Source organism: Gammaproteobacteria bacterium (assembly GCA_040183005.1).
Taxonomy (GTDB): Bacteria; Pseudomonadota; Gammaproteobacteria.
Genome location: JAMPIW010000003.1, coordinates 1 through 1,835 on the forward strand (window position 1 = coordinate 1; position 1,835 = coordinate 1,835).

Annotated in this window: 1 protein-coding gene; it reads left to right on the forward strand. The window is 68.3% G+C overall.

Annotation, left to right across the window (positions count from 1 at the left end):
- Nucleotides 1-125: 125 nt before the first annotated feature.
- Nucleotides 126-1,835 (forward strand): hypothetical protein (locus M3A44_04105; protein ID MEQ6340842.1); only part of this gene is annotated, 1,710 nt, incomplete at its 3' end.

Below are 1,835 nucleotides of genomic sequence, written 5' to 3' on the forward strand. Positions count from 1 at the left end.
TGGTGGTGGCGGCCAGCGACGACTTCATCACCGACCCGGGCTCGATGAGCAGCAGCATCGCCAGCACCAGCGGCGGCGGGCTTGAGGCGGTGAGCATCAACGCGACGCCGGCGGTGACCACGATCGTGGACACCATCGACACCACCACGGTGAGTTTGAGCGCGACGGCCAGCATCAGCGAGGCGGGCGGCACGGTGACCTACACGGCGACGGTGAATCACGCCCCGGCCAGCGACATGACGGTGACCCTGGCCAACAGCCAGACCATCACCATCCTGGCCAACCAGACCAGCGGCAGCGTGGCGGTGGTGGTGGCGGCCAGCGACGACTTCATCACCGACCCGGGCTCGATGAGCAGCAGCATCGCCAGCACCAGCGGCGGCGGGCTTGAGGCGGTGAGCATCAACGCGACGCCGGCGGTGACCACGATCGTGGACACCATCGACACCACCACGGTGAGTTTGAGCGCGACGGCCAGCATCAGCGAGGCGGGCGGCACGGTGACCTACACGGCGACGGTGAATCACGCCCCGGCCAGCGACATGACGGTGACCCTGGCCAACAGCCAGACCATCACCATCCTGGCCAACCAGACCAGCGGCAGCGTGGCGGTGGTGGTGGCGGCCAGCGACGACTTCATCACCGACCCGGGCTCGATGAGCAGCAGCATCGCCAGCACCAGCGGCGGCGGGCTTGAGGCGGTGAGCATCAACGCGACGCCGGCGGTGACCACGATCGTGGACACCATCGACACCACCACGGTGAGTTTGAGCGCGACGGCCAGCATCAGCGAGGCGGGCGGCACGGTGACCTACACGGCGACGGTGAATCACGCCCCGGCCAGCGACATGACGGTGACCCTGGCCAACAGCCAGACCATCACCATCCTGGCCAACCAGACCAGCGGCAGCGTGGCGGTGGTGGTGGCGGCCAGCGACGACTTCATCACCGACCCGGGCTCGATGAGCAGCAGCATCGCCAGCACCAGCGGCGGCGGGCTTGAGGCGGTGAGCATCAACGCGACGCCGGCGGTGACCACGATCGTGGACACCATCGACACCACCACGGTGAGTTTGAGCGCGACGGCCAGCATCAGCGAGGCGGGCGGCACGGTGACCTACACGGCGACGGTGAATCACGCCCCGGCCAGCGACATGACGGTGACCCTGGCCAACAGCCAGACCATCACCATCCTGGCCAACCAGACCAGCGGCAGCGTGGCGGTGGTGGTGGCGGCCAGCGACGACTTCATCACCGACCCGGGCTCGATGAGCAGCAGCATCGCCAGCACCAGCGGCGGCGGGCTTGAGGCGGTGAGCATCAACGCGACGCCGGCGGTGACCACGATCGTGGACACCATCGACACCACCACGGTGAGTTTGAGCGCGACGGCCAGCATCAGCGAGGCGGGCGGCACGGTGACCTACACGGCGACGGTGAATCACGCCCCGGCCAGCGACATGACGGTGACCCTGGCCAACAGCCAGACCATCACCATCCTGGCCAACCAGACCAGCGGCAGCGTGGCGGTGGTGGTGGCGGCCAGCGACGACTTCATCACCGACCCGGGCTCGATGAGCAGCAGCATCGCCAGCACCAGCGGCGGCGGGCTTGAGGCGGTGAGCATCAACGCGACGCCGGCGGTGACCACGATCGTGGACACCATCGACACCACCACGGTGAGTTTGAGCGCGACGGCCAGCATCAGCGAGGCGGGCGGCACGGTGACCTACACGGCGACGGTGAATCACGCCCCGGCCAGCGACATGACGGTGACCCTGGCCAACAGCCAGACCATCACCATCCTGGCCAACCAGACCAGCGGCAGCGTGGCG